This is a genomic window from Abyssogena phaseoliformis symbiont OG214 (genome assembly GCF_016592595.1).
Taxonomy (GTDB): Bacteria; Pseudomonadota; Gammaproteobacteria; order PS1; family Pseudothioglobaceae; genus Ruthia.
The window spans coordinates 422,316-445,279 of record NZ_AP012977.1 but is presented as its reverse complement, the minus strand read 5'-3'; the positions used below and the strand labels follow the sequence as shown (position 1 = coordinate 445,279).

Below are 22,964 nucleotides of genomic sequence, written 5' to 3'. Positions count from 1 at the left end.
GAAGAAAAACTAGCCCACTTCGAACACGCCATTGAAAGGCGTTAAACAATGTGGTATTTCGCCGAACTCAAAAAATTGATGAATTGGAAGAAATGCTTAAACATTTATCCATAAAAATTAGACAATCTAACAACACTCATGAAAGTCATCATATAACAACCGATAGCCAGCCACCGCATTATTAACACCTACCAAATATATTTAACACCAAGTGAGATAAACAAAATAGCAATTGAGCTTAATATCAGTGGTTTGATGATTTTATCTCCGCTCTTAAGGGTCATATGGCTACCGATATAATTACCAATGATGCTTACCAAAACCATTGGCACACCTATCAAAAATGCCATTTTTACAGCCATAAAAAACACCACAAACGCACCTATATTAGATGCTAAATTAAAAATTTTCGAAGCAGCTGATGATGCCACTAGTGGCATGTGAATTAAAAAATGCAAAGCCAAAATTAGCATACTACCCGTTCCCGGGCCAAAAAACCATCGTAAAAACCAACAGTAAAGCAAACCAACGGCAACATTATCATAATGTCTTTTTGATTAGGTTGATACGTAATGTTGTTGTCTTTTTTAGGCATAAAAGAAAAAATTAGCCCAATGGGAATTAAGAAAAAAATGATTTTTCCAACCGCGCAGCCTCATCAATCGCTAAAATCACTCTACCGCCAATATAAGCCCCTAATAAAGCTGTAGGTATGCCATACCCAACTACTTCCCAAACAATTTTAGAATTTTTAAAATAATTATAAATAGCCGATAATGTACCCAATATAGATACCAACTTTTCTTTAGCATAAGATATACTTATTTTAAATAAAGTCAAAAAATACCTCTACTCAACACTTTTAATATTGCCGCCAAACATCTAAGTTTTCTAAGGCTGCACAGGAGCTTTCAATCGCCCAAGCAGCGGTGAGTCAGAAAATTAGGCTGTTAGAGCAGCACCTCGGGTTTGATTTATTTATAAGAGTGCATCAAGGGCTTCGCCTCACCCCACAAGGATTGGCTTTGCAAAATCCACTCAATACAGCTTTGGGTAAAATCCAAAATACGCTAATTAAATTAAGCCAAAATAATGAAAGAAGTGTCTTAACTATTAGCATATTGCCCTCATTGGTAGTCAAATGGCTCATTCCACGTTTAGGCGATTTTAATCAAAAGTATCCTGATATTAGTATTCACATTAATGCTCATTTGGATTTGAGTGATTTCACCCATGATGATTTAAGTATTCATTATGGACATCGGCCTAAAGATAATTTATTGGCAAAATTATTAATGCATGAAGATATCTTTCTAGTTGCTAGTCCTAAGCTATTGGGCGGGAAATATAGATTTAATAAAATTAATGACCTTAAACATCACACCTTATTGCATGATTCGGTTAATTGTCATTTTGAAGCAAATGACACCTCACTTGAAACACACTGGAAAGGTTTTTCCGAGCTACTTAATGTTGACATTAGTAACAACCAAATCACTCACTTTTAATCAAGCGCATTTGGTGCTACAAGTAGCAATCATGGGACAAAGCGTGGCAATTGCTAGAAGCATTTTGGTGGCTGATGATTTGGCATCTAGCCAATTGGTTAGGATTTACCCAAGCTATAGCATCCAATCACCCGGCTATCATTTGGTTTATCCCAAAGCACAAAAAAACAAAAAACTATTCAGTTGTTTAAACACTGGTTGTTGTCTATTTGCGATTCAGCACAGGAGAATCAAAAGTCAATCTTATATTCCAGCCATAAGTAATAAAGTTACGAATATTGCTATGTAAGTGACCATTCGGAGTGCTAAGTACTTCTTGATAGTGTTGACCAAAACAATGTAGCGTTTCTAGTGGTGTTAATTGATGAATGGCAGCAAAGCAGAACAGCTTAGCACTGCCTTGATTTTCATCAATCGTATTTTCTAATTCACCATTGGTAAACGCAGTTGGTGTGTAATCATAATGATCATTAATTAGCGTCATTAAGTCTTCAAATTTCATGATTGCACCTGATTTTAATTCTCTTAAGTACGCCTCTCTCCTCCCTCTTAAGTCATGCTTTTTCTCCTGTCCTAATTTAAAACTTATACCGTCATTGGATTAGGTTTGCTAATATTAAGCTTATATTTTTTAATTGCTTTTGTAACAATTGAAATTTCAATTTCACCTTCATCTGCAAGTGCTTTTAATGCCGCTATCGTTACATATCTAGCATCAACTTCAAAGAATTCTCTAAGTGCAGCTCTTGAATCAGAACGCCCAAAGCCATCTGTGCCTAATACTTCGTATCGATTAGGCACATACTTACGCACTTGCTCGGCAAAATTGCGCATGTAGTCAGTTGCCACAATGACTGGACCTTTGGCATTTTCTAAACATTTTGTAATGTAAGGCACTTGTGCAATACCAGTCGTATTAAAACGATTTACTCTATCAATGGCTTGTGCTTCACGTGTTAATTCGTTAAAACTTGTCACTGACCAAATACTGGATTTCACATCCCAATCATCAGCCAACATCTGCGCGGCTTTTTCCACTTCTCTTAAAATAGTTCCAGAGCCCATTAACTGCACTTGTGTTGTACTATTACCAATAACATTTAGTTTATACATGCCTTTAATAATACCCTCTTCAGAATTTTTTGGCATTTCTGGATGGGTGTATAACTCATTCATTGTGGTGATATAATAGAAAATATTCTCATGCTTTTCATACATTCTATAAAGTCCAGAGCGAATAATGACCGTCAATTCGTAGCCATAAGTTGGATCATAAGATACGCAATTTGGAATTGTATTTGCCACCAATTGAGAATCACCATCTTGATGCTGCAAACCTTCACCGTTAAGTGTGGTACGCCCTGCTGTACCGCCGATTAAAAAGCCTTTAGCTTGCATATCTCCTGCCGCCCAAGCCAAATCTCCTACACGCTGAAAGCCGAATTTTGAGTAATAGATATAAAACGGAATCATGGTGGTATTATGCGTTGCATAAGCCGTGGCAGCTGCAATCCAATCAGAAATTGCACCAGCTTCATTGATACCCTCTTGCAACACTTGGCCTTTTTTATCTTCCTTGTACCACATGACCTTGTCTGAATCTTCAGGCTGATAAAGTTGCCCAGAAGCAGAGTAAATACCCAATTGTCTAAACAGGCCTTCCATGCCAAAAGTGCGTGCTTCATCAGGGATAATGGGCACAATTTTAGGGCCTAATTGCTTATCTCGAACCAGTAACGTCATCACTCGATTAAGTACCATTGTGGTTGACATTTCACGATCACCACTGGATTTTAGTAGTGCTTCAAACACACTCAACTCAGGTATTTTTATTTGTTCTAAATTAAATGCGCGTACTGGTAACGAGCCGCCCAGTTTTTCACGTCTAGCACACATATAAACCATTTCTTCACTATCAGGTGCTGGCTTGTAAAAATTTAAAGCCTTAACATCTTCTTCAGTGACTGACACATCAAAACGTTTGGCAAAAATTTCAACTTGTTCAAGCCCTAACTTTTTTTGCGAGTGCGTAGTATTTTGACCTTCTCCTGCTTCACCCATACCATAACCTTTAACAGTTTTAGCTAAAATAACTGTTGGCTTATCACGGCACGCTTTAGCTGCATGATAAGCCTGAAAGACCTTGTAAGGATCATGACCACCACGATTAAGATGGTAAATTTCATCATCACTCATGTGTTCGACCATGGCTAATAATTCAGGATACTTGCCAAAAAAATGTTTACGCACATAAGCGCCATCTTTGGCTTTATAAGCCTGATATTCGCCATCCACAACTTCTTCCATGCGTTTTTTTAAGAGTCCTTGAGTATCTTTAGCAAATAATGCATCCCACTTGCCGCCCCAAATAACCTTAATCACATACCAACCTGCACCATGGAACATGCCTTCCAACTCTTGAATGATTTTGCCATTACCACGCACAGGCCCATCAAGACGCTGAAGATTGCAATTAATAACAAAAATAAGATTGTCTAACTTTTCACGCCCTGCCATTGAAATAGCGCCCAATGATTCTGGCTCATCAGTCTCGCCATCACCTAAGTACGCCCAAACAGTGCGTTTGTCAGTTTGTTTAATTTCACGATGATGAAGATATTTCATAAACCGTGCTTGGTAAATTGCCATAATTGGTCCTAGACCCATTGACACTGTTGGGAACTGCCAAAAATCTGGCATTAGCCATGGGTGTGGATAAGAAGACAAGCCCCCCCCTCCAACCTCTTGACGAAACTTCAACATTTGTGCTTCAGTTAAGCGACCCTCCAAATAGGCACGAGAATAAATACCTGGCGAAATGTGCCCTTGGAAGAAAATTAAATCTGCACCTTGGTCAGCGTCAGGACCGCGATAAAAATGATTAAAACCAACTTCATACAAAGTTGCACTTGATGCAAATGAAGCGATATGCCCACCTAAATCATATGGCAATTGATTGGCCTTCACAACCATTACCATTGCATTCCAACGAATAATAGCTGAAATTCTTTCTTCAATATCTGCGTTAATATCTGTCGCTACTTCCTTTTCCTTAGCAATACTGTTGAGATAAGAGGTATTAACACCCGTTGGCAAATCCATACCTTCATGGTGCGCCATATCCATGAGTTGATTTAATAAAAACTTAGCACGATCATCACCTTCAACGCGAGCAACAGATTTAAAAGCTTCTAACCATTCTTGGGTTTCTAAAGGATCGATGTCTTGACCTGGCATAATTTAAGAATTTATATTAAATAAATGGCCTAATTATCCATAAATTAACGAAACATAAGCATTTTTATAAAAAGAAAATAGCCGTAAAAATCTTTATTTAAAAAACCATCGACAACTAAATAACGCTGCAATAAAACCAATACCTGAAAACAAAATATGCCAAAACTCTTGTTGAGGAAAAAGCGCCACACCAATAGCACCGCCTAAAAATAAGGCCAATATTGGGGCAATATAAAGCGTAAATGCACGCAAAAATAATTCACTTGAGGAAATTTCTAACGTCACAAAATCACCCACCGATACACCACTTTGATATGGCTTGTTAAAAACAGAATAATGATTAAAATAATTAGCCAATATACCTGTACCACAGCCACTACTCGCTTCACAACTATGACAACCACCTGTTTGATTAGCTTTAAGTGTCATCATTTCATTATCAATTTCAATAACTTCAAACTGTTCTTTCACTTAATTAACCTTTGTATTTAAAATAAGTCTTTTTTACTTTACGTTATTTTATCAAATCATGAGTATTTCGCAATCAATATTTAAAGCTTATGACATTCGTGGCATTGTTAAGCAAGATTTAACCCCTGAAAATGTCAAACTTATCGGTTTGGCAATTGGTAGTGAATCCATTGCCAAAGGCGAGCGTAGTGTTGTTGTTGGTCGTGATGGTCGTCTAAGTGGCGTGGATTTGATGCAAGCTTTAAAAGCAGGTCTTCAAGAAAGCGGTTGTCATATTGTAGATATTGGTATGGTGCCAACCCCTTTGGTCTATTTTGCAACGCATACTAAAGCCAGCACTTCAGGTGTGATGATTACTGGCTCGCATAATCCGCCAGAATATAATGGCTTTAAAATCATGATTGCAGGTGAGACACTCTCGGGTGAGCGTATTCAGGCACTTTATCGGCGCATTCAGATTGGTGATTTCTCTTCAGGTCATGGCACTTCAACCAAGGTGGATATTGAACAAGATTATATTGAGTGCATCACTCGTGATGTTAAATTAGACAAGCCACTTCATATTGTTGTTGATGCAGGCAACGGTGTTGCAGGTAACATTGCACCAAAACTATTTGAGCAACTAGGCGCTAAAGTAACAAAATTATTTTGCTTAGTTGATGGCAATTTCCCCAATCATCACCCTGACCCTTCTAAACTTCACAACCTTGAAGATCTTATCAAAGAAGTTAAAAGTACAGGTGCAGACATGGGTTTTGCCTTTGATGGTGATGGCGACCGACTAGGTTTAATTGACAATAAAGGTAACGTAATTTGGGCTGATAGACAAATGATACTGTACTCAAGAGACATTCTCAAACGCAATCAAGGTGCTAAAATTGTTTTTGATGTTAAGTGCTCATCACTACTACCCAAAGATATTGTTCAGCATGGTGGCGAAGCCATTATGTCACGCACAGGTCATAGTTTTATTAAAGCCAAATTAAAAGAAACTGGCGCAGCACTTGGTGGCGAAATGAGTGGACATGTCTTTTTTAAAGAACGCTGGTATGGGTTTGATGATGCTTTATATACAGGCTCGCGCCTACTAGAAATCTTATCAAAAACTAATAAAACTTGTGCGCAAATATTCGATGACTTGCCAAACAGCATTAACACACCTGAAATTAACATTCACTTTGAAAAACAAGGTCAACAATTTGATGCTATGAATAAATTGGCTAAAAATATTGATTTCCCTAATGCAAAAATCACCACCATTGACGGCGTGCGCGTAGATTATGATAACGGCTGGGGGCTAGTCCGCCCTTCTAACACCACGCCATGCTTGGTATTGCGCTTTGAGGCAAATGATGAAAAAATCTTAAATGAAATTCAAGAAAAATTCAAAGTATGGCTAAAGAGTAATGATATTGCTACTGTTACTGACTTTTAAAAAATACTTGCAAAATTCGAAAAGTATCAGTATAGCGTCTCTTCATGAGAATGGAGTTAGTTAACACTCTAAAAAGACAAGCCACTAAGATATTGGCTGATTTACACGATTCAAAAGAACCAATACTAATCACTGAACATAGTCAACCATCAGCTTAATTAATATTAATGGTTACGAAAGTATGAAAAATCGCATGCAAATCCTTGAAGGCATTGCCAAAGGGGAAAAAGATACTTTGGAGGGTTCTATTTTTACTCAAGAACAAATTAAAGAAAAAATGCAGAAATGGCTCAAGTAATTTGGGCCATTAGAATTTAACGAAATCATTGAATGTATTGCTTTAGACAAACCCGATGTAGCAGCAAAATTAGTTAAAAAAAATATTCAACTAAGTTGCTCAACTTGGATTATTCCCTAACTTAGGCAAAAAACCAATAGAGATTGCAGACTTACAATATTTAGAAATTGTTATTAATCCTTGCCAAATTTTCTATCGACACAAAGAAGACCAAGTTTATGTTATGCGCATAATGCGTAGTAAAAGAGATTTAAGCAAACACTAAGCCATTTTGAACAACTTAATTGCTATTCCACACCCAAAGTTCAAACTCAGCATTACCGAAATTATCTTTATGTATTATGACAACGGTTGGGGCTTAGTCCGCCATACCGTATTTAATACTTAGTGCTTAGGCTGGAAGCAGACAGGCTAGAAGCATCAAATTCAAGAAAAATTTAAACTTTGGTTAAAAGACAACAATATTTCCATCCAAGACTTTTAGTTAATACATACCACTCTTAAATAACTAATGCCGCTAATCCTAAAAAAGCCACAAAGCCAATCACATCAGTAATTGTTGTCAAAATAACGCCACCAGCAAGTGCTGGGTCAATTTTGAATTTAATTAATAGTAAAGGTAAAAATGCGCCTGAAAAAGCAGCAAAAATTAGGTTAACAATAACTGCCAATGCAATCACTAAACTTAGCATCAAATCTACAAACCAAACATAAGTTGCCACACTGATAACCAAAGACCAGACAATACCATTTAAAAAGCCGATTGTTACCTCTTTGTTCATTAATACTTTAAGATTAGATGTGGTTACCCTGCCTGTTGCTATGCCACGCGTTACCAAAATAAGCGTTTGTGTACCAGCAATACCGCCCATTGAAGCCACGACTGGCATCAGAATTGCTAGAGAAATTTTTGCTTGCAAAGTTGCTTCAAAAAGACCAATAAAAAAGACAGCGATAAAGACTGTAATCAAATTAACACCAAGCCAAATACTACGACGTTTAGTACTTTGCATGACAGGCGCAAATACATCCTCTTCTTCATTCAGACCCGCCATTGACATTACCGAATGTTCAGCCTCATCACGAATAACATCAACCACATCATCAATGGTAATACGGCCAATTAGTTGATTATTTTCATCAACGACAGGGGCGGATATTAAGTTACGCTGCTCGAAAAGGCTAGCGACCTCATTATCAGTAGTGATAGCTAAAATGGGTTTTAAATCCTTGTTGATAAGCGGGTCAATATTTTGCTCAGCCTCATTGGTTAACAAAGTAGAAATGTAAATAGAGCCCAAATATTGATAGGTTCTATCAACCACAAACACCTGGTCAGTATCAATTGGCATTTCTTTTAATAGGCGTAAGTAACGAATAACTGTACGCACCGTTACATCATTACGCACAGTAATAATATCAATATTCATCAAACCGCCAGCAGAATCCTCAGGATAAGACAGAACTCGTTTTAAATGGTCTTTATGCTTATAATCCAATGTTAATAACAAATTGTGCAAAGCTGATTCAGGCAATACAGGTACGATATCAGCCAAATCATCCATATCTAAACCTTCTGTGGCTTTTACAACGCCATCAACATCCATTTTACTTAACAATTGAGATTGGACGTTTTCATTTAAATCTTTAAGAATATCGCCTTGGGTTTCAGAATCAATATTTAGCCAAAGTTGGGTTCTATCTTTAGGTGGTACACTTTCTAATAAACGAGCAATTTCAGCCGGATGTAAAGCGGCAAGTTGGGAGGTGGCTTCTTCATACTTCAAGTCCTTCAAAGATGTCATTAATCTTTGAAGGCAATCTTTAAAAGAAGTGTTTTCAACTTCTGACATGAACGTTATTCTTATCTGTTGAGCAATATGAATGTTTAAATATTGCTCAGATTGTTATTAGTTTTTTCTATGATCGTTTAATTTTTCTTTATGTTTTCTAATTTGAGCATCTAACTTATTAACCATTTGATCAATAGAGTTGTACATATCGCTACTTTCTGCTTTTGCAAATAAATCTGCACCACTAACATGGATTGTTGCCTCAGCTTTTTGTACATCTTTTTCAACTTCTAAAATCATGTTGATATTAATTACTTGATCAAAATGATGCTTTATTTTGGATAATTTTGCAAGCGAATGTTGTTTAATTGCCTTGGTAATATCAAGATGATGACCAGAAATATTTAACTGCATATACACTCCTTAAATGTTATTGAAAAATCACTTATATTAGAGCATAACTTTGGCTAAATTGTAAGGTATTTATGCATGTTTAAAGCAAATAAAATCCCTTTAAATCTTATTTAATGTATATAATGGCGGTTTTACAAACTTAAATATTTAGGAGATTAAATGAACGCAACAAATCAACATTCTAATGAATTAAGTGCAAAAAGAATTGCATTACAAAATACGTTCAAAGTTCATACACAAGCCAATGGCTTTTCTTATGAAGAATGGATTAATCCACCGGCAGGTTCTTTTTATGAAGGCTACAAAAAAGAATTAGATGAAATCAACGATGAAATGGCACCACCATTAACCTACCAGTCATAATAACTTCTGATTGGTAATAAAAGCCCCAAAATGGGGCTTTTTGCTTCTGAGAGATAAACACAATGTCCTATTTAATGTCAAACTATGCACCACTTGAAGTTACCTTTGTTAAAGGCAGGGGTTGCTACCTGATAGATGACAAAGGTAGGCAATACCTAGATGCGCTTTGCGGTGTTGGTGTTGTTGGTCTTGGTCATTGCCATCAAAATATTACGAAAGCAATTCAAACACAAGCTGCTAATTTACTACATACTAGTAATTGGTATCACATTCAACATCAAGAAGACTTAGCTGAAAAATTATGCCAATTGTCTAATATGGACACCGCTTTTTTTGCCAACTCTGGCGCTGAAGCCAATGAAGCAGCCATTAAAATTGCACGTTTACATGGTCATTCCCAAAACATTAGCAATCCAACCATACTTACATTTAATCAAAGCTTTCATGGACGTACCATGGCAACACTATCAGCCACTGGAAATCCTAAAGTGCAAGCAGGTTTTACACCACTAGTTAGCGAGTTTATTCATATTGACTTTAATGATATTAACGCCATTAAAGCCCATGAAAATAACAATAGAATTGTTGCAGTTATGCTTGAACCCATCCAAGGTGAGAGTGGCATTGTTATTCCAGACGAGTTTTATTTAAACCAGGTTCAAGAAATTTGTAATAATAACAATTGGCTGTTAATTCTTGACGAAGTACAAACAGGCATAGGTCGTACTGGCAAGCTATTTGCACATTTTTATAATAACATAACGCCAGATTTACTCACTTTAGCAAAAGGGCTTGGTAATGGCGTGCCAATCGGCGCTTGTCTTGCAAAAGGCAAGGCTTCAAAATTACTCACGCCTGGCACACATGGCTCTACTTTTGGCGGCAATCCATTGGTTTGCAAAACGGCATTAACCGTATTAGATGTTATTGAAAAAGACAACATTTTAGATAATGTTTTAATGATGGGCGAATATATTACATCAGGCTTTAAGAACAAACTTAAAGATTCAGACAAAGTACTTGAAATTCGATCGAAAGGTCTAATGATTGCCATTGAACTAAACCAAGACTGTTCTACACTTTTGCAAAAAGCATTAGACAATCAACTCTTGATTAACATCACTGGGCAATCAATACGCTTACTTCCACCCTTGATTATTGACAAATTTGACGCTGATATTCTTATTAATAAAGTTAGCGATTTGGTCAATGCTTTATAAGCAGGAGATACCTATGATAAAACACTTTATTAATCTGGATGACTTATCAAGTCATGATTTAACTCAAATCATTAAACAAGCAATTGTACTCAAAAAGCAATATAAATCTGGCGAAATCAACAAAACATTAGAGCACAAAACACTGGCTATGATTTTTGACAAGTCCTCCACACGCACACGCGTTTCCTTTGAAGCAGGCATGACCCAACTAGGTGGCCGCGCTCTATTTTTATCCGATAAAGACATTCAATTAGGTCGTGGCGAACCAATTATTGACAGTGCAATTGTGATTAGTTCAATGGTTGATGTCATTATGATGCGCGTCTCTTCTCATAAGGATATTCACACCTTTGCCAAATATTCTTCCGTACCAATTATCAACGCCCTGTCTGATGAGTCACACCCTTGTCAACTACTGGCCGACATAATGACTTACCAAGAGCACAATGGCTCAATTGCCAATAAAACCGTGGCTTGGGTTGGCGATGGCAACAACATGTGCCACACTTATATGCAAGCAGCAAAAAGTTTTAACTTTAAACTTAACATTGCCACGCCTCAAAACTACCAACCAAATCAAAGTTTTATTGAGAAATATGCCCGCCATGTTCATTTATTCGCCGATGCAAAAAAAGCCTGCCAAGCAGTTGATTTGGTAGTAACTGATGTCTGGGCAAGTATGGGACAAGAAGCTGAACAAACAAAGCGTGAAATTGCTTTTAAAGACTTTTCTGTCAATACAGCCTTAATGTCAAAAGCCAAACCTAGTGCTGTATTTATGCATTGCTTACCTGTACACCGCGGCGAAGAGGTATCTGCCAATGTGATTGATGGTAATCAAAGTTTGGTTTGGTTTGAAGCTGAAAATCGTTTGCACGTGCAAAAAGCATTGCTGTTATATTTATTAAATTAATCGCTTTTAAGGCTATCCATTGCTTGTTGATAGAACTAACACCCCGCTCCACTTTTTCTCGATTGCGTGACACGCGCCAACGATTGGTATCACGTAATGAATAGACACAACCACAATATTCTTTGTTGATAGAACGCTTCACGTTTAGACAATTCTAACATTCTACTTGGCCCGCCCTGCTTGCGCCAATTAAAATCCCAATAGGAAATACCCTTAAATAACTGTGTTGCACGCATATCAAATCAGGTGGTACAACGCTCGCCACGTTCTGACTCGTCTTCTTGACCTTTGGTGCGATTAAACCAATTATCACGGTCATAATCTGCATCATGTTGAGTTTTTGTGCAAAGCGGATGTTTTCTTCTTTGCGTAATTCGTATTCTTCTGTTGGATGAATATTTGGATTGTAAAAAAAGATGGTCGTGTCGATATTTGATGCTACTAAAAAGCCTCCATAATTTCCACAGCACAAGGGGCACACAGCAAGAATGCATGAGTAAGTTTAGTTTCAACCATTTGGCGTGGTTAATTTAGGGCGTTTATAGCCCAAATAGGCTGTAATCTACTTGAGACATTGCTTAACCTTTTTTAACACTTCCCAAATTTCACGCTTGAATCGCTCGTTTGTTAAAACTTCACTTGGATGATGGGTAGAAAAATGCTTATATGAAGATGGCTTTAAGTCTACACTCATTAATAATACTGTTTTTGCATTATATCGTTCAAGTGTTTGATTTAAATTATCAGTATTGATACTGACACATTTAATATCAGATTCTTCAAGCCCAATAGCGCCCAATATTTTGAACAAAAAATCTTGATTTTTACCCGTTTGGCAGAATGAATGAGAAGTTTTAGTTTCAATCACTAAACATTGTGTTTCAATTTTTGGCACGTTTAAATCCTGAATCCCTGCTTGAATGTACAAAAACTCAGGTATACCAAGTACCTCTAAATAATGAGACCTTAGTGACGCATTCATATTTGAGAGTGTGCTTTATTAGTGGCAGCCAAGACTTTATTTAAACCATGAATATAGGCCTTTGCGCTAGCGGTGATGATATCAGTATCAACCCCTTGTCCATTGACAATACGACCATCATACTCTAAGCGCACGTTCACCTCACCAAGTGCGTCTGTACCTTGGGTGACGTTTGAAACAGAATATAATTGCAGGTTTATTTTAATACCTGCCAATGAATCAATTGCACTAAAAGTAGCATCTACTGCACCTGAAGTATTGGCCGTTGCTGTTTGCTCTTTATCATTAATTGAGAGCACGACAGTTGCTGTATTTTCTTCACCCGTTTCCGTGCATACTTTCAAAGACACCAGTTTGATAGACTCATAAGCCTCTGTTTGCGTTTCAGATACTAGCGCTTGCAAATCTTCATCGAAAATTTCATGTTTTTTATCTGCCAATTCTTTAAAGCGCCTAAAAGCATCATTAAGACTTTCTTCATTATCAAATTCAGCACCAAGTTCAGCCAATCTTACTTTAAACGCATTGCGACCTGAATGTTTGCCCAATACCAATTGATTGGCATTCCAGCCAACATCTTCAGCACGCATAATTTCATAAGTCTCGCGGTGTTTAAGCACGCCATCTTGATGGATACCCGCCTCATGAGCAAAAGCATTTGCACCAACAATTGCCTTATTAGGTTGCACAATAAAACCTGTCACACTTGAAACCAAGCGTGAGGCTGACAAAATATGCGTGGTATTAATATCGGTATCACAGTCAAAAATATCTTGGCGAGTTCGCACTGCCATGACCAATTCTTCTAGTGATGTATTGCCTGCACGCTCACCCAAGCCATTAATGGTGCACTCAACTTGTCTTGCACCATTTAGTACAGCAGACAAGGAATTGGCCACTGCCAAACCCAAATCATTATGACAATGCGCTGAAAAAACAGCCTTATCAGAATTTGGCACACGCTCAATCAAAGATTTAATGGTTAAGCCAAATTGATGTGGAATGTTGTAACCCACTGTATCAGGAATATTAATGGTTGTTGCACCTGCTTTAATTGTCGCCTCGATAATACGACACAAAAAATCCTCATCTGATCGACCTGCATCTTCTGGCGAAAACTCAACATCGTCCGTGTATCGCTTGGCTCGCTTAACAGCGCGAACTGCTTGCTCCACTACTTGATCAGGCATCATTTGTAGTTTCATCTTCATATGAATATCAGATGTGGCAATAAAAGTATGAATACGCGATGCATTAGCACCTTTTAATGCTTCTCCTGCGCGGTCAATATCCTTATCAAGCGCTCTGGCCAATGAGCAAATAACCGAATCTTGCACCACATTAGCTACAGCTTGTACGGCTTCAAAATCTCCCACTGATGCAATGGCAAAGCCTGCCTCAATGATGTCTACTTGCATTTTTTCCAGCACTTTAGCAATGCGTACTTTTTCATCCTTAATCATGGATGCGCCAGGTGATTGTTCACCATCACGAAGGGTTGTATCAAAAATAATTAGTTTGTTAGACATTTAAGTCTCCTATTGGTTTGTTTAAGTTTACAAATTGTGAGAAGCAAGATTTTTCAATCATGCACAGAATAATGATTGCCCTAGGGTAATAATCGTAATGAAAACAAAGAAATGCCTTCTAGTAGGAGAATAAAATTTAAATTGATTAATCATCCTAAGAGGAATTATAGAGGAAATTCAACCCTTTTTAGGACGTTTTTTTAAATGACGCCTTTTTCTTACTTCAATCATTGTTGTTAATAGCCCTGACAATGCATAAACAAAAAAGAAAACAAACAAAATAGCACTAGGCTCTAAGGTGATGACAATAATAATTAAGGTGGCAAATAACAATAATTTAAACGAAGATCTGCCTTTTAGATTAATCTCCTTAAAGCTGTTATAACGAACATTACTAACCATTAACACGCCAGAACCAACCAAAATAATCCAACTGACTAAAATTAAATATTGATCATAATCAGTCATGCCAATCACATCGAAGGTCCAAACCAAGCCTGCAATTAATGCTGCAGCAGCAGGAGAAGGCAATCCTTGAAAATAACGCTTATCCTCAATACCAATTTGAGTATTAAAACGTGCCAAACGAAGTGCACCTGCCGCCACATAAACAAAAGCAGCCAGCCAGCCAATTTTTCCTAAATCAGACAACAGCCAAAAATACATCAATAGCGCAGGTGCTACGCCAAATGAAATCATGTCTGCCATAGAATCATACTGTGCACCAAATTCACTTTGGGTGTTGGTTAGGCGAGCTACGCGACCATCAAGCCCGTCCCATAACATAGCAACAAATATCGCAATAGCAGCATCAGTATACTGACCTTTAGTAGCAAGAATAATAGCAAAAAAACCAGAGAATAGCCCAAATGTTGTGAGAATATTGGGCAGTAGGTAAATACCTCTTTTTGCTTTTCTTTCCATTGTATGTTATTCGCTAAAATACCCAATCAAATTAGGCATTGATTAAAGAATGACTAGTTTTTGGATTGGTCAACAATCTTATTTTTGTTAATCCAAGGCATCATAGAACGGAGTGACTCGCCTACTTGTTCAATTTGATGCTTACGCTGGATATCACGACGTGCTGGAAGCTCGCCCACATTAGCCACAAATTCTTTAGCAAAAGTGCCGTCTTGAATTTCACTCAAAATCTTTCTCATTTCAGCTTTAGTATCAGCAGTCACAATGCGAGGACCACGAGTCACATCACCATATTCGGCCGTATTTGAAATTGAATAACGCATATTAGCAATACCACCTTCATACATTAAATCAACAATTAACTTTAACTCATGAAGACACTCAAAGTATGCCATTTCTGGCTCATAGCCAGCTTCTACTAAGGTTTCAAAACCTGCTTGAACCAAAGCAGTTGTGCCACCACATAACACTACTTGCTCGCCAAATAAGTCCGTTTCAGTTTCATCTTTAAATGAAGTTTCTAAAATACCAGTACGGCCACCACCAATGGCTGAGGCATAAGACAGTGCAATAGCTTTAGCATTGCCTGAAACGTCTTGGGATATCGCAATAAGGTCTGGAATACCGCCGTTTTTAACAAATTCTGAACGCACTGTGTGTCCTGGTGCTTTTGGGGCAATCATGATAACGTCTAAATCAGTACGTGGTGTAATTCTGTTGTAATGGATATTAAAACCATGGGCAAATGCCAAGGTTGCACCTTGTTTAAGATTTGGCTCGATACTATCTGTATAAATTTGAGCTTGAAATTCATCAGGTGCTAGAACCATAACCAAATCTGCCCAAGCGGTCGCCTCTTCAATTGATTTAACACTCAATCCAGCGGCAGATGCTTTTTCAGCAGATGCAGAGCCAGATCGAAGCGCAACAACCACTTCAACACCAGAATCTTTTAAGTTATTTGCATGTGCATGGCCTTGTGATCCATAACCAACAATGGCAACTTTCATGCCTTTAATAATGTTTAAATCTGCATCTTTATCGTAATATCTGTTCATTTTTTTTCCTCTGTTTTTTTAAACGCCTAATGCGCTTTTTGTTAACTTATTCTTTTCATGCAAACGCCAGTCACGCCCGTTCTAGAAATCTCTAAAATTTTTGAAACATCCAAACTTGCTAAAAAATCATTAATTTTTTGACTTTTTCCTGCCAACTCAATTGTATAAGTATCTTCTGATACATCAACTATTTTGCATGAAAAGACATCAATTTGTTTGTCAATATCAGCTTGTGTTTGTTGATTGACATCCACTTTAACCAGTAATAATTCACGCTCAATATACTCAGTCGCGGTCAAATCTGTTACCTTGACCACGTCAATCAATTTATTAAGCTGCTTAACAATTTGTTCAATAATACCAGCATCACCAATGCTGACAATGGTCATGCGTGATAGAGTTGAATCGTTAGTTGCTGCAACTGTGAGTGACTCAATGTTAAATCCGCGAGCAGAAAACAACCCTGCTACTCTAGAAAGTGCACCTGCTTCATTTTCTAATAATACTGAAATAATGTGTCTCATACTAAATTCAAGCCCTTGTCATTAGTTGACGCCATCTTATCACGACCTGCTAACAACATTTCGTGGTGTCCTGCACCTGATGGAATCATTGGAAATACATTTTCTGTAGGGTCGATCAAAATATCTAAAAATACCGTTCTGTCTTTTTGCTTGAATGCTTCAATCAATGCTGGTTTTAAATCTAGCTCTTTTTCGACCTTAATACCTATATGCCCATAGCTTTCTGCTAGCTTTACAAAGTTAGGCAACGCATCCATATATGACATTGAATAACGTTTGTCATAAAAAAACTCTTGCCATTGGCGCACCATGCCCAAATAACCATTATTCAGATTGATAATTTTTACTGGAGTGTTATATTGCAACATAGTGGAAAGTTCTTGTAACATCATTTGGATACTACCCTCACCTGTTACGCAAGCGACATCCATCTCAGGTGCTGCTAATTTGGCACCCATCGCCGCAGGTAGTCCAAAACCCATTGTGCCTAAGCCGCCAGAGTTAATCCAACGGCGTGGCTTATCAAATGGATAATATTGCGCTGCCCACATTTGGTGTTGTCCAACATCACTGGTAACAATCGCCTCGCCTTTGGTTACTTCATACAAAGCTTCAATCACGCTTTGTGGCTTAATCACACCTGCTTTGGTTTGATATGCCAATGAATCAACAGCACGCCACGTCTCAATTTGCGCCCACCATTGAGTAATATCAGCCAATTGCTTGTTTTTCAGTGCTTGTATTAATGCACTCAAAACATCATTAACTTGCCCGATAATCGACACATCAACACCCACAGTTTTGCCCACAGAAGACGGATCAATATCGATATGAATAATTTTTGCATAAGGGCAAAATTTGTCTAAGTTGCCAGTAATACGGTCATCAAAACGCGCACCTACAGCAATAATACAATCCGAATCGTGCATTGCCATATTAGCCTCGTAAGTGCCATGCATGCCCAACATGCCCAATGATTGCTTATCACTTGCAGGATAAGCGCCCAATCCCATTAAAGTTTGGGTGATTGGAAAGCCTGTATGACGAGTAAAAATACGCAGTGTTTTATCAGCATTGCCAATCACACTGCCACCACCTGAATAAATAATAGGTTTTTTTGCTTGAACGATTAACGCAACTGCCTTGGTGATTTGATCCGCTTCAATCTTTATCTCAGGTTGATACGAACGCATATCAATTGATTTAGGATAGCCGTCAAACTCAATCTCAGCAATCGTTGTGTCTTTGGTAATATCAATAAGAACAGGACCAGGACGACCTGTAGTCGCGATATAAAATGCTTTCTTAACAACATTTGCCAAATCATTAATGTCTGTTACTAAGAAATTATGCTTAACACACGAACGAGTAATACCAACTGCATCAACCTCTTGAAAAGCATCATTGCCGATAACTGCAGAAGAAATTTGACCCGAAACGACCACCATGGGAATAGAATCCATGTAGGCTGTAGCAATACCTGTTACTGCATTAGTAAGTCCCGGTCCTGAGGTAACAAGCGCCACACCACACTTGCCACTGGTGCGTGCATAGCCGTCTGCTGCATGTACAGCACCTTGCTCATGGCGAACAAGAATATGTTTAATCTCAATACACGCATTGAGTGCATCATAAATGTGTAAAACTGCACCACCAGGATAACCAAAGATGTGTTTAACCCCTTCACTTTTAAGACTGTTAACTAATATTTGAGCACCATTTAACTTCATTATTTTCAGTTGAGCGTAAAAAACCTATCAATTATACCTGACAATATATCAATATAAACCTACTATTACAAGGAATTTTGCCAATCTTCGGAATAAAATTGAATGGGTGACCCCTCTTCTTTAAAGGTTTCAATAGACCATGTGTCTGACTTTGCTAAAATGGCTGATAATAATTGATCGTTAAGCAGGTGCCCTGTCTTGTATCCTTCATAATGCCCAATTAGATTGCCACCTAATAAATACAAATCACCAACAATATCCAAAATTTTATGCTTAACAAATTCATTTTGATAACGCATGCCATCTTCATTTAAAACATCATCATCACTCAGGGCAATTGCATTGTCCATGCTGGCGCCTAGTGCCAAATTTTGCCTTTGCATCATTTCTACATCTTTCATATAGCCAAAAGTTCTGGCACGTGAGATTTCTTTCAAATAGGACTGTTTGGAAAAATTAATACTTAATTTCTGCCCACTTTCTTTAACTTTTTTGTGATCAAAATCAATTTCAAGTGACACCTTAAACCCCTCATATTTAGACACTTGTGCCCATGAATCGCCATTTTCTACCCGTATGGTATCTTTAATGACAAAAAACTTTTTATGGGCATCTTGCTCTTCAATGCCAGCAGATTGAACCAGAAAAATAAAAGGGGCAGATGAGCCATCCATAATTGGCACTTCAAACGAATCAAGCTCCACCAAAACATTATCAATCCCAAGGGCTGAAAATGCACTCATCAAATGCTCAACCGTTGACACTTTAACACCTTGATTTTCAAGCCCTGTAGAAAGCACCACTTCATTAACAAACGCACTGTGTGCACGCACCAATTTACCGCCCACATCCATACGCCTAAACACCACACCATGGTCTTCTTTAGCAGGAATTAAAGTCATATTTACAACACTGCCACTATGAATACCAATACCTCTAGCTTTTACTTCTTTTTTGATGGTTCTTTGCTTAATCATAATATTTACAATTCCAATAGTGATTTTATTTTACTTACAAAGTTAGTTTGCTGGTGCACTTGCACCACTTCTAAATGAACTTCATTGTCAGCATGCATCAATAAACCTAATGCGCACGTATAAATAGGGTTGGAAACAATCATATCTTTACCTGTAATTTTATTCGCATCGACTTTAGCCAGCTTAGTTCTTATTCTAAAAGTATGAACAAACAGCCCTTCACAACCCTCTATTAAGGACACGCCGCCTGTTAACACAAATCCTGATTTAAGCGACCTATCTAGCTTTTTAGATTTTAGATTTTGCTTAACCATACGGCAAATATCTAAATAAGATTTTTCTATAACCTCAACTAAATTGTGTAATGATAAATAGCGATTTTCAATAGAATCTAGCTGCTTAAACTGAATTAATTGATCCGCTGGTGCTATTTTTAATTGCGCATAACCATGTTCAATTTTAAGTCTTTCCGCTTCTTCAAATGAGGCGCTAAAAGCATTGGCAATATTTTGGGTAATTTGGTTGCCGCCCATTTTAAAAACATGACTATAAGTAATACCGCCACCCATAAACACAGAAATATTACTCACGCCCGCCCCCATATCAAGCAAACAAACACCATTGTCTTTCTCATCCTGAGTAATACAAGCCCTACTACTGGCTATAGAATCCAAAACAACCTCCCTAAGCCCTAGTCCACTTTTTTCAACCGCTTGATGAATACTACTCATGGCTTGGTTTGAAACAATACTCACATGTACTTGAGCACCTAAAATAGTCGCCTCAAGTCCAATTGGCTGGTCAACTACTGTTGTATCTTGGTCAATGGTAAAGCTATTAATACTCGCACTTAGTATTTGTTTATTAGCAGGCGTAGGTGTGGCTGATGCCGAATTAATTGCCGCAATAACATGCTCTTTGGTGATTTTTTTACCACTAACTGATATTTCCCTATCTTGATTAATCGTACTTAGGTGCAAATCGCAAATATTGGTAGATACATTATGGATTCTAGTATTACAACTAAGATAAGCAGTTTCCACCACCTTTGATATTGCTTTTGCCACTTTATCAATATCAACAATCAACGCATTTTTTACCCCATCTGATGGACCAACGCCATGGCCAAACACCTCTATTTTACCATCTTCCTCATCAGCAATTAACACCACAATTTTGCTTGTGCCTATATCAACACTTGCAAAGAAATTATCACTACTGGCCATTGTTTTTATCCATATACTCTAACCATTCATACAGGTGCTCAAACTCAACTGTTTTACCACTTAACAAACACTTAAATTTTTTAGCGTTTCTTTGTCCATGATACAAACCCAAAATATGCCGTGTCATGGATCTAATTGGTACAGAATTAGCATGTTGAACTTTCATATATTCAATGAATGCTAATAATACTTGTTCACGACTCAATATTGATGATTTTTGCTGATAAATCAAACCATCAACTTCGCTTAACAGGTAAGGTTGATGATACACTGCCCTACCCAACATAACGCCATCCACGTATTCTAAATGCTGTAATGAGCTTTCCATGTCCATAATACCACCATTTATGCCAATGGCAAGATGAAGAAAATCTCGTTTAATCTGATACACCCAGCCGTAATTAAGCCTTGGCACGCTACGATTTTCCTTAGGACTCAAACCTTTTAGCCAAGCCTTTCTTGCATGAATCAAAAAATTATCACAACCCGCACCTTCAACTGTTGCAACAAAATTAACCAATTCACCGTAGCTATCCATATCATCCACACCAATACGTGACTTAACCGTAATTGGCACATCTACCACTTGCCTCATTGCACCAACGCATTGCGCCACAACCTGCGGCGTTTGCATCAAACACGCCCCAAAACTGCCTGATTGCACTCTATCAGAAGGACAGCCCACATTAATATTAATCTCATCATAACCCCAATCTTGAGCCATTTTTGCTGCTTGTGCCATCTCTTTTGGCTCACTGCCACCCAATTGCAACACTAGTGGGTGTTCGCACGCATCAAAATCAAGCAATCGATTTTTATCCCCATAAATAATTGCCTTAGCTGTTACCATTTCAGTCCAAAGTTGAACATTTTTTGACATTAACCGATAAAAATATCGACAATGCCTATCCGTCCAATCCATCATTGGCGCTACTGAGAGTTTATGCATCAAAAAAACATCTCAATATCAAAAGAATCAACTTTTAGAGTCAGTCCATCATCTAACTGATAACTAAAAAAAGTGTTGAATTTACCCCACTTAGGGTAAATCAATACCACTTTCTTAACGCCATATTTTTTGCCATATACAAAAAGTTGGTAAACATCGCTTTAACTAATGCCTTTTTTTCTTATCTTTGTTGCCACTACTGTAAGCCATATTGTCGTCAATTAATTTCTATTATAGTATAAGAATACGAACCAAGCCTTTAGGGGGGCTGTAAATCGCTATATCGGGCTTTAATTGGAAAGCTTTTGGACTATTTAGACAAGTATTTACTAGATACTTGCTCTCTTAAATAAAATTCTTGTGGCAACTTTTTGCTTAACACTTTAGCAACATACTTTTCAAACAAAACCTCCATTGGCAGAAAAAACGAAATTCCCACATCTTTACCCTTTAAAGTAAACGGACTTTGTTGATTTAAGATGAGTTCAAGCCATGGTAATGCATCTTGATAATAATCTATCTCTCGACTTTTTGACCATCTTGAAAAATCATGTTTGTAATTGCTTGGTTCTGATGCCTCATCAAAAAGTACTAAAAAATGCTTGGTTTGTTTTTAATTGTAATTATCTTCACTCCACTTTAGAATACTCACAAGTGCTGAATAAATCAATCGATTTTCTGCACGGTTCGTCGTGAATACATCATACTCAATATGAAATAAATACTGTTGGTATGATGGCTCATTAAATTGCTTACTGATCTGTAACTGCCCTTTTAAAAACCTTTCTTGCGCTTCAATTCTTGAATAATCTTTACGAATGCCTTGTTTGGCAGTCTTATCTACACAACTTAAAAACCAGCCAATCAAAACTTCTGGCAGCGACCTATCTTCTAACTTTAAGTTGGCTTCCATGGTCTGAATAAACGGCAAATTATTAACCACCTTTAGCATTTTCTCTAAAGTTAGCCTCGATCTACCAATATCATCACCATTGTCAATCTTTGGTAAAATCTCAATTTGAATTCCACTTGGAGTGGTAATCATACCCACAAAATTTTTAACTTTAAGTGTGGTTAGATTGACAATTTCAATAAATCTATCATCTTTTAAATTAGAGTTAGCATGATTGGCTAAAAAATCCCAATTTACTGGACTTAAAATTATTTCATCAATGCTTATTTATGAATTCCCTCTGCCTTTGACGATTTTACCAAACTCACGAATATAAAATTCATTCTCCATAAATTTTGATAAATACTTCTGAATCTAATTCTTCTATGTTTTGCTTTTGGTAAATGTCTTTATTAAATTTTCCTAAAGTTTTCGTTGTTTGTATATAAAAATTATCGCTACCCAAAACGAGATTTATTCTTTCAAAATCATCGTAAAAATATTCTCCCAATAATGGCAAT

23 protein-coding genes and 5 pseudogenes are annotated in these 22,964 nt (G+C 37.4%); 9 read left to right on the top strand and 19 right to left on the bottom strand.

Annotation, left to right across the window (positions count from 1 at the left end; all coding sequences use genetic code 11):
* Positions 1–50: 50 nt before the first annotated feature.
* Entirely contained in the window at positions 51–185 is a 135-nt protein-coding gene (locus CVPH_RS02870) for a BRCT domain-containing protein (RefSeq protein WP_201341990.1), read from the top strand.
* Positions 186–188: 3 nt separating this feature from the next.
* On the opposite strand, the gene CVPH_RS11165 is transcribed toward CVPH_RS02870, so the two are convergent.
* Positions 189–473, bottom strand: a complete 285-nt coding sequence (locus CVPH_RS11165) for a TSUP family transporter (protein WP_201341989.1) — start codon at positions 471–473, stop codon at positions 189–191.
* Between the two features lie 148 nt (positions 474–621).
* On the bottom strand, positions 622–840 hold the full coding sequence (locus CVPH_RS02860; protein WP_201341988.1) for a sulfite exporter TauE/SafE family protein: 219 nt from the start codon (positions 838–840) through the stop codon (positions 622–624).
* Between the two features lie 47 nt (positions 841–887).
* Here CVPH_RS02860 and CVPH_RS10690 point away from each other — a divergent pair.
* Both CVPH_RS10690 and CVPH_RS02855 read left to right on the top strand, forming a co-directional pair.
* Positions 888–1,007: pseudogene (locus CVPH_RS10690) on the top strand (helix-turn-helix domain-containing protein); the annotation flags it as partial.
* Positions 987–1,508: a LysR substrate-binding domain-containing protein gene (locus tag CVPH_RS02855; protein ID WP_281064687.1), complete on the top strand. Its 522-nt coding sequence runs from the start codon at positions 987–989 to the stop codon at positions 1,506–1,508. The pseudogene CVPH_RS10690 and the gene CVPH_RS02855, both read left to right, overlap by 21 nt.
* A gap of 205 nt (positions 1,509–1,713) precedes the next feature.
* Here the strand turns inward: CVPH_RS02855 and CVPH_RS02850 are convergent, their stop codons facing one another.
* The 3 genes from CVPH_RS02850 to CVPH_RS02840 form a co-directional block, all read right to left on the bottom strand.
* Positions 1,714–2,097: a HopJ type III effector protein gene (locus tag CVPH_RS02850; RefSeq protein WP_225879853.1), complete on the bottom strand. Its 384-nt coding sequence runs from the start codon at positions 2,095–2,097 to the stop codon at positions 1,714–1,716.
* Positions 2,094–4,745, bottom strand: a complete 2,652-nt coding sequence (gene aceE / locus CVPH_RS02845; protein ID WP_201341985.1) for a pyruvate dehydrogenase (acetyl-transferring), homodimeric type — start codon at positions 4,743–4,745, stop codon at positions 2,094–2,096. The genes CVPH_RS02850 and aceE overlap by 4 nt, the downstream gene beginning before the upstream one ends.
* Before the next feature lie 93 nt (positions 4,746–4,838).
* Positions 4,839–5,216: a SoxR reducing system RseC family protein gene (locus CVPH_RS02840; protein ID WP_201341984.1), complete on the bottom strand. Its 378-nt coding sequence runs from the start codon at positions 5,214–5,216 to the stop codon at positions 4,839–4,841.
* Between the two features lie 58 nt (positions 5,217–5,274).
* On the opposite strand from CVPH_RS02840, the gene CVPH_RS02835 reads away from it, so the two are divergent.
* The 3 genes and pseudogenes from CVPH_RS02835 to CVPH_RS10045 form a co-directional block, all read left to right on the top strand.
* Entirely contained in the window at positions 5,275–6,651 is a 1,377-nt protein-coding gene (locus CVPH_RS02835; protein WP_201341983.1) for a phosphomannomutase/phosphoglucomutase, read from the top strand.
* A 44-nt stretch (positions 6,652–6,695) separates the two neighbouring features.
* Positions 6,696–6,949 (top strand): annotated as a pseudogene (locus CVPH_RS02830) (type II toxin-antitoxin system prevent-host-death family antitoxin).
* Between the two features lie 109 nt (positions 6,950–7,058).
* Positions 7,059–7,214, top strand: a pseudogene (locus CVPH_RS10045) (type II toxin-antitoxin system RelE/ParE family toxin); the annotation flags it as partial.
* 235 nt (positions 7,215–7,449) lie between these two features.
* Here the strand turns inward: CVPH_RS10045 and mgtE are convergent.
* Entirely contained in the window at positions 7,450–8,802 is a 1,353-nt protein-coding gene (gene mgtE / locus CVPH_RS02820; protein ID WP_201341982.1) for a magnesium transporter, read from the bottom strand.
* Between the two features lie 57 nt (positions 8,803–8,859).
* Complete coding sequence (hpf, locus tag CVPH_RS02815; protein WP_201341981.1) at positions 8,860–9,156, bottom strand: ribosome hibernation-promoting factor, HPF/YfiA family; 297 nt, start codon at positions 9,154–9,156, stop codon at positions 8,860–8,862.
* A 159-nt stretch (positions 9,157–9,315) separates the two neighbouring features.
* Between hpf and CVPH_RS02810 the strand changes: the two genes are divergently transcribed.
* From CVPH_RS02810 to argF, 3 genes are all read left to right on the top strand, one after another.
* The gene (locus CVPH_RS02810) at positions 9,316–9,519 is read left to right on the top strand and encodes a hypothetical protein (protein ID WP_201341980.1); all 204 of its coding nucleotides are present in this window, start codon (positions 9,316–9,318) and stop codon (positions 9,517–9,519) included.
* 62 nt (positions 9,520–9,581) lie between these two features.
* On the top strand, positions 9,582–10,739 hold the full coding sequence (locus CVPH_RS02805; protein WP_201341979.1) for an aspartate aminotransferase family protein: 1,158 nt from the start codon (positions 9,582–9,584) through the stop codon (positions 10,737–10,739).
* A 13-nt stretch (positions 10,740–10,752) separates the two neighbouring features.
* Entirely contained in the window at positions 10,753–11,652 is a 900-nt protein-coding gene (gene argF, locus CVPH_RS02800; protein ID WP_201341978.1) for an ornithine carbamoyltransferase, read from the top strand.
* Here argF and CVPH_RS02795 read toward each other — a convergent pair.
* The 12 genes and pseudogenes from CVPH_RS02795 to CVPH_RS10950 form a co-directional block, all read right to left on the bottom strand.
* Positions 11,649–12,202 (bottom strand): annotated as a pseudogene (locus CVPH_RS02795) (epoxyqueuosine reductase QueH). The gene argF and the pseudogene CVPH_RS02795 overlap by 4 nt on opposite strands.
* A gap of 12 nt (positions 12,203–12,214) precedes the next feature.
* Positions 12,215–12,634 (bottom strand): uracil-DNA glycosylase family protein, encoded by a 420-nt coding sequence (locus CVPH_RS02790; protein WP_201341977.1) that lies wholly within the window; start codon positions 12,632–12,634, stop codon positions 12,215–12,217.
* Positions 12,631–14,163 carry a 2-isopropylmalate synthase gene (locus CVPH_RS02785; protein WP_201341976.1) on the bottom strand — a complete coding sequence of 511 codons (1,533 nt, stop codon included), beginning with the start codon at positions 14,161–14,163 and terminating at the stop codon, positions 12,631–12,633. Before CVPH_RS02785 ends, CVPH_RS02790 begins: the two co-directional genes overlap by 4 nt.
* Positions 14,164–14,340: 177 nt before the next feature.
* On the bottom strand, positions 14,341–15,087 hold the full coding sequence (pssA, locus tag CVPH_RS02780; RefSeq protein ID WP_201341975.1) for a CDP-diacylglycerol--serine O-phosphatidyltransferase: 747 nt from the start codon (positions 15,085–15,087) through the stop codon (positions 14,341–14,343).
* A gap of 53 nt (positions 15,088–15,140) precedes the next feature.
* Positions 15,141–16,145, bottom strand: coding sequence for a ketol-acid reductoisomerase (ilvC, locus tag CVPH_RS02775; protein ID WP_201341974.1), 1,005 nt, complete (start codon positions 16,143–16,145; stop codon positions 15,141–15,143).
* Between the two features lie 41 nt (positions 16,146–16,186).
* Positions 16,187–16,669, bottom strand: a complete 483-nt coding sequence (gene ilvN / locus CVPH_RS02770; RefSeq protein WP_201341973.1) for an acetolactate synthase small subunit — start codon at positions 16,667–16,669, stop codon at positions 16,187–16,189.
* Positions 16,666–18,399 carry a biosynthetic-type acetolactate synthase large subunit gene (gene ilvB / locus CVPH_RS02765; protein ID WP_201341972.1) on the bottom strand — a complete coding sequence of 578 codons (1,734 nt, stop codon included), beginning with the start codon at positions 18,397–18,399 and terminating at the stop codon, positions 16,666–16,668. Before ilvB ends, ilvN begins: the two co-directional genes overlap by 4 nt.
* Positions 18,400–18,464: 65 nt before the next feature.
* Positions 18,465–19,376, bottom strand: a complete 912-nt coding sequence (gene lpxC / locus CVPH_RS02760; protein ID WP_201341971.1) for a UDP-3-O-acyl-N-acetylglucosamine deacetylase — start codon at positions 19,374–19,376, stop codon at positions 18,465–18,467.
* Positions 19,377–19,381: 5 nt separating this feature from the next.
* Positions 19,382–20,602, bottom strand: a complete 1,221-nt coding sequence (gene ftsA, locus CVPH_RS02755; RefSeq protein WP_201341970.1) for a cell division protein FtsA — start codon at positions 20,600–20,602, stop codon at positions 19,382–19,384.
* The gene (gene dusA / locus CVPH_RS02750) at positions 20,592–21,551 is read right to left on the bottom strand and encodes a tRNA dihydrouridine(20/20a) synthase DusA (protein ID WP_201342407.1); all 960 of its coding nucleotides are present in this window, start codon (positions 21,549–21,551) and stop codon (positions 20,592–20,594) included. Before dusA ends, ftsA begins: the two co-directional genes overlap by 11 nt.
* Positions 21,552–21,861: 310 nt before the next feature.
* Positions 21,862–22,638: pseudogene (locus CVPH_RS10040) on the bottom strand (McrC family protein).
* Positions 22,639–22,783: 145 nt separating this feature from the next.
* The gene (locus tag CVPH_RS10950; RefSeq protein WP_342590456.1) at positions 22,784–22,963 is read right to left on the bottom strand and encodes a hypothetical protein; all 180 of its coding nucleotides are present in this window, start codon (positions 22,961–22,963) and stop codon (positions 22,784–22,786) included.
* Between the last annotated feature and the right edge of the window lies 1 nt (position 22,964).